3 protein-coding genes and 1 pseudogene are annotated in these 6283 nt (G+C 45.0%); 1 reads left to right on the plus strand and 3 read right to left on the minus strand.

Annotated features, from left to right (window positions below):
* Positions 1 to 122: 122 nt before the first annotated feature.
* Entirely contained in the window at positions 123 to 1064 is a 942-nt protein-coding gene (locus AB4653_RS06565) for a chemotaxis protein CheV (protein ID WP_009848992.1), read from the plus strand.
* 309 nt (positions 1065 to 1373) lie between these two features.
* Here the strand turns inward: AB4653_RS06565 and AB4653_RS06570 are convergent, their stop codons facing one another.
* The 3 genes and pseudogenes from AB4653_RS06570 to AB4653_RS06580 all read right to left on the minus strand — a co-directional run.
* Positions 1374 to 4466, minus strand: a complete 3093-nt coding sequence (locus AB4653_RS06570; protein ID WP_009848993.1) for an error-prone DNA polymerase — start codon at positions 4464 to 4466, stop codon at positions 1374 to 1376.
* A gap of 94 nt (positions 4467 to 4560) precedes the next feature.
* Positions 4561 to 6045: a DNA polymerase Y family protein gene (locus tag AB4653_RS06575; RefSeq protein WP_102257372.1), complete on the minus strand. Its 1485-nt coding sequence runs from the start codon at positions 6043 to 6045 to the stop codon at positions 4561 to 4563.
* 3 nt (positions 6046 to 6048) lie between these two features.
* Positions 6049 to 6283: pseudogene (locus AB4653_RS06580) on the minus strand (recombinase RecA); the annotation flags it as partial.

Raw genomic sequence — 6283 nt, forward strand, 5'->3', positions numbered from 1 at the left:
CTTAAACTATGTATAACAGCATTTGTTGTACTTAGTTTAAGCATCTGTGTATTTGCGCTTTGCTTTAACCTATCGAATTAGGCTATTGTAGCCACAGTTATTATTTGTCACTAAGGTGTTGTATGTCTGGCGTTTTAAATTCTGTTGATCAGAGAACTAAACTCGTCGGTGAAAACCGTCTGGAACTCTTGTTATTTAGCTTAAATAGTCGCCAACTATTTGCGATTAACGTATTTAAAGTGAAAGAAGTCTTAAAAGTGCCTGTACTCACTCGCTTGCCAGGCTCTCACCATCATATTACGGGTGTTGCTTCTTTACGTGGTGAATCTGTACCTGTGATTGACTTACGCAGTGCGATTGGTTTCCCACCATCACGTGATGAGACTCAAGAAAACAACTTGATCATTACCGAATACAACCGAACCGTACAAGGCTTCTTGGTTGGACAAGTTCGTAATATCGTGAATACGACATGGACAGAAATCCAACCGCCACCAAAGACTACGGGTCGAGCAAACTATTTAACTGCTATCACGCATATCCAAGAAGAAGAGCAGCACAAAATCGTTGAGATCATCGATGTTGAAAAGGTGTTAGCGGAGATCATCGACTACGATGTGTCGATTTCTGACGGTGTTCTAGATCAGCAGTTAGCGAATGAAATGGTTGGCCGTAATGTACTTATCGTGGATGATTCTTCAACAGCACGCAACCAGATCAAAGGCACCTTGTCGCAACTTGGTTTGAACATTATCGAATGTTGTGACGGCTTAGAAGCACTGACTTTACTTAAGAAGTGGTGTGATGAAGGCAAAGACATCAATCAAGAAATACTATTGATGATCACCGATGCTGAAATGCCAGAAATGGATGGCTACAAACTGACTCATGAAGTTCGAACTGATCCTCGAATGCATGACTTGTTTATTACGCTAAATACTTCATTAAGTGGTAGTTTCAATGAAGCCATGGTTGAGAAAGTAGGGTGTAATCGCTTTATTTCTAAATTCCAACCAGACCTCTTAGTTGAAGTAACTCAAGAGCGAATGCGTCAGATTTTGTAATTAATGCAGCTGTACGGTTTGTTTCGAATGACCTTGGCGAAAACGTTTGCTAGTATTTGATACAGCATGTTTTTTAACAAAATATGCTCAACTACTAACGTAACTTTTCATGCACAATCTAAGGTAGTTCCTCTGAATGATATGGTTAACGTCTAAAGTCGTCATGACTTTGAGCTTATTACTGTATAGGGAATTTAAGAAAAGACGTACGGAAGCGGACGTTGAGGTATAACTCAACAACTTGAATTTAAGGGAAGCGGATGCTTCCCTTTTTCGTTTCTAGCGTTTCTTGGAGGGCAACTTGATTCGTTAATGAAAATCTCGGGATTTGGTGTTCAAACCAATAATGTCATCGGTAATATCGATGAGTTTACCCGCTATAACATGCACAACTTCGCCTTCCTTTTCTAATATGCCTTGTACTTTTAACGCTTTGGCTGTCAGATAAGCTTGCTGTTGAGAGCGCGCGGTTGCTCCCCATACCACGACATTAATATTGCCCGTGTTATCTTCTAATGTAACAAAGGTAACACCTGCCGCGGTTCCGGGAGCTTGTTTTCCTGTGACTAATCCAACAACCGTGACCATAGATTTGTGTCTTTGCTGTATTAAATCCTTCATGTGTGTGAATCGACCTAATCGTCCCGCTTCTTCTAGCAAAGTGATTGGGTGTTTGTTCAATGAAATTCCGACACTGGTGAAGTCTTCGAGTAGATCTTGCATCTCATTGGGTTTGTGCAGTGCATGTTCGTCATGTCCATCCCCAACATCGTCATAGACTTGGCTAAACAGAGGTAAATCAGAAGCGGAGTCCATGATTGCCCAGCGAGTCTGGAAGCGGTCTCCCGATACGTTATGTAGCGCATTGGCCGATGCCAGTAGCTCGATATCTTTCTTATTCATCGATAACTGTTTCACCTGGCTAGGGTGGCGATAACCGGATTGTGGCCGATTGGCGAGCACGCTTTGAATCCCATGTTCGCTGAATCCTTTGATTTGTCGCAGCCCTAAGCGAATCGCTAAACCATTCTGATGAGCGATGACAGTGTGGTTGTCTTGTGAGGCGTTCACACATACCGGAAGAACTACCACATTGTGTCGTTGTGCGTCTTGTACCAACTGTGATGGGCTATAAAACCCCATAGGTTGGCTATTGAGCAAGGAAGTATAGAAGCATTCTGGGTAGTAGCATTTCAACCAAGCTGAGCAATACGCTAACACCGCAAACGAAGCCGAGTGACTTTCAGGAAAACCGTATTCGCCAAAGCCGCATATCTGTTTAAAGATCTGCTCAGCAAATTCTGTCTCATAGCCACGCTTTTGCATTCCCTCGATGAGTTTGTTTTTAAACTTAAAGACGTTGCCATTTTTCTTCCAAGCGGCCATCGCGCGTCTGAGCTGATCCGCCTCTCCACCTGTGAATCCTGCGGCAACCATCGCGAGCTTAATCACTTGTTCTTGGAATATCGGCACACCCAAAGTGCGCGACAGTACCGACTCCACGTCTTTAGATGGATAACTGATTGGCTCAATACCATCTCGGCGCTTTAAGAATGGGTGAACCATATCGCCTTGAATAGGCCCAGGACGTACGATAGCAATTTGAATCACCAAGTCGTAATAAGTCCTTGGTTTGAGCCTTGGCAGCATGCTCATTTGCGCGCGTGACTCTATTTGGAAGATCCCGACGGTGTCTGCTCGCTGAATCATGCCGTAAACCTGAGGGTCATCCTTAAGGCGGGTGATCTCAGCAATGGTCAGTGATCGCCCGTGAATGCGTTTGATCAGGTCGAAACATTTACGAATCGCAGAGAGCATACCTAACGCGAGTACATCAACTTTCAGCAGCCCCAATGTTTCAAGATCATCCTTATCCCATTGAATTATGGTTCGATCGTGCATAGCCGCATTTTCGACGGGAACCAATTCATACAAAGGCCCAGAAGAGATCACGAAGCCGCCAACATGCTGAGACAGGTGACGTGGAAAGCCGATGATCTCATTAACCAAATGGATAAACTGCTGTCCCTTCAAAGAATCAGGCTGTAGCCCCAATTGAGTGAGCTGAGCCTGCCAACCTAAGCTTTTGTCCCTGCGATTGGTGTTCTTTATAAAGTAATCAAGCTGAGTTTCTTGTAGCCCTAAAGCTTTGCCGACATCTCTGACCGCGCTTTTAAAGCGATATGAAATGACAGTTGCGGCAAGTGCTGCACGTTCTCTACCGTATTTTTTGTAGATGTATTGGATGACTTCTTCACGGCGCTCGTGCTCAAAATCGACATCAATATCGGGCGGCTCATCGCGCTCTTTACTGATGAAGCGTTCAAATAGCACTGAGATTTGTCTTGGGTCGACAGAGGTGATCTCTAGGCAGTAACAGACCACGGAATTGGCCGCTGAACCTCGACCTTGGTAAAGAATGCCTTGGCTTTTGGCAAATATGACTATGTCGTGAATGGTGAGAAAAAAGAAAGGGTAGTCAAGCGCGTCAATTAGCCTCAATTCTTTATCTATGATTTGTTGAATGTCATTAGGTACACCTTGCGGGAAGCGAGCTCGTTTTCCCTTTTCGACTAACATGCGTAGGTAGCTCATGGGTGTCTCACCTTGAGGGATCAGCTCGCTTGGGTATTCGTAGCGCAAGCTATCTAAATCAAATTCACACAGCTCAGCGATTCGGTTGCTCTCTTCTAGCCACTCAGCTTTGAATATATGAGAGATCTTATTGATGCTGCGTAAACAGCGCTCGGCATTGGCGAGTAAGTGATTGCCCACTTCGGTAATGGGCTGTTGGTACTTTATTGCAGTGAGTGAGTGCTGTAAGGGTAAGCGGTTCGCGTTGTGCATCAGCACGCCACCACAAGCTGTAATCGGCAGTTGGTGATGTTGTGACAGCTCAACGCAGTAATCTGTGTATTGCTGGTCGGTTTGCTTTAGGTGTCGTTGTAAGCCGATCCAAAGCCGACCTGAATGGTGCTGGGAGAGCCATTGCCCCCAGTGCGCGTCTTCATTTTTCTGTTGAGGAAACCAAAGAATGAAGCAGTGCTTAGCCGACATGATATCCCACTCAGAGAGCTGATAATGTCCTTTGCTGCTACGACGTCTCGCGTTGGTAATAATACGACACAGCTCGGCATAGGCCTCTCTATTTGGGCATAGCAAAACCACTTGGCACTCTTCATTTAACCAAAACATGCTCCCGACAATTTGCTTGAGCGACAGTTTATGTTGCTTGATTGCTGAGTGAACCTTAACGATGCCCGCGACTGAGCACTCATCAGTAACCGCGAGTGCTTTGTAACGTAAGAAGTCGGCCTGTAAAACAAGCTCTTCCGCATGCGAAGCTCCCTCTAGAAAGGAGTAATTACTTTGGCAAAATAGCTCTGAGTATTGCTGAGACATAACGTAATCTCACTTAACCATTGCGAGTGAACATGATTGAAAAGGGCGTTTAAATTGAGTAAATGGTGCGGGTTGGCGATTCAACTTTTGTTGGTTAGCTAAATAAGCCGTGCAAAAACCACTGTTTATCTGGTGTTCTAAATACCCATAACCATCGACCGTTTTCACTGTGAGCAATAAAGTAGTCACGAATGATTTTTTCACCATCCCACCAGCCAGACACAATGCGCTCAGGGCCTTGAAATAAGGTGACGCTTTCGGTTAAGGCTTCGGGCTCTGGCAGTAAAATACTGGGCCGGAGTCGTTGTTGATGGACGTTGAGAACTATGGTTTGTTGCTCGCTCTCTGGGGGCGTTTGCTTTTTTGCCACAGACTTACTCAGTGTTGGGAGCGAATACTGATTGGCCTTTTCTGGCCTTGGATCGTGCAGTATTTTGGGAGTCTGAATACAAGCTTGCCCGAGCTTTGCTTGAAGCAGCGAGAGCAAATCTAGCGCAGCAAGCGTTCCTGTATTGCCATCGAAAAGATCATGGTAGGCGACTTGCGGTTCTCCATGACGAATCAAAGAGAGAGTCAGCCCCTGTACGGGTGCTGTTATCTTCAGTGACTCTAAGGTTAGATGCGTTAGGTTTGCCCATTTGACAGCAAGGTAATCGCCCTGCGCGGAATAAAAAGAGACAGGGTGGTCGTCTTTATCCCTTAGGTGCAAAGTCAGCGTTAACTCGAAAGCCACTCGGTCGCGTAACCTCAAAAAACACTCGAGCTGATTCAACAATTTCAGCAAAGGCTTTTCGATGAACAGGATGTTTTCAATATCAAACAGCAGCTCCAAATATTGTTGGAAACTCTCTGGTGGGTGATAGAAATCAATCGGGTGCTTGAACTGCCCATTAAGACGACCAACATAGTTCACCAAGTCGATATCAAAGCGGCGCGCGACATCTTGCAAAGGCAGTTTCAATAAGTCTTCAACGACATTGATACCAACACGATTCAGGCGCTCAACTTGTTTAGCAGGAAGTTCGCTTGAACTCAGTGCTTGTTGGTTAACCCAAGCTTTCATCTGCTCAACATTGTTCGTCGCTTGGTTGATGGATTGTTTGCCTAAAAGGATTGCAGAAAGCGGCGAATAACCTGTAGCAAAGCTGAACTGGATATTGAGCGTTTCTAAATGGCTTTTGAGTTCATGCCAGTAGTTATCTAGCCCATCATAAAGCGACAGCATGTTAGAGGACTTAATCAATAATCCATTGGGTGGCAGTAAAGCCATGTCAGAAGTGACCAAATACGCCCATTGAGCGATCTCTTTGAGCTTACTTTTTTCTAGCTCAATACTGTAAGGGTGGACGTGTAAGTTGTGACACAGCGCCGCCGCAGACCCTAGCCCCATACCAAGTGAAATTCCCGATTGCAGCGCAGCTTGGTTAGCTTGCAGCACACGGTGATCTTTTTCATCCACGATGATAATAGGTTGCTCGTGTAACTCTTCATTAGAGTGAACTTTCTCGGAGTTAGATAGCTCAGAATTAAACAAGGTATCCAACTGCAGAGATGGAAAGTGCAGATAAAGCCATAACATACGCTAGCCTTGCTTCGCAATAGGGAAAGCAAGCACAGTGTTACCAGACAACGCATGAATTGAGTTGTTTTCATCGATGACTTTTTCTGTGAGTAACGGCCAGTTCTGGTTCATGTCCAGAATAAAACTTCCATACGACCAACTGCCTTTTCTCTTAGTCACCTCAACCTTTAACCCTTGGATGTGAAAAGACAGCTTCATGCTTAAAGAAACGGGCAGGGATAACTGATTATGGCTG

It is taken from the genome of Vibrio sp. 10N.222.48.A3 (assembly GCF_041475345.1).
GTDB lineage: Bacteria > Pseudomonadota > Gammaproteobacteria > Enterobacterales > Vibrionaceae > Vibrio > Vibrio tasmaniensis_A.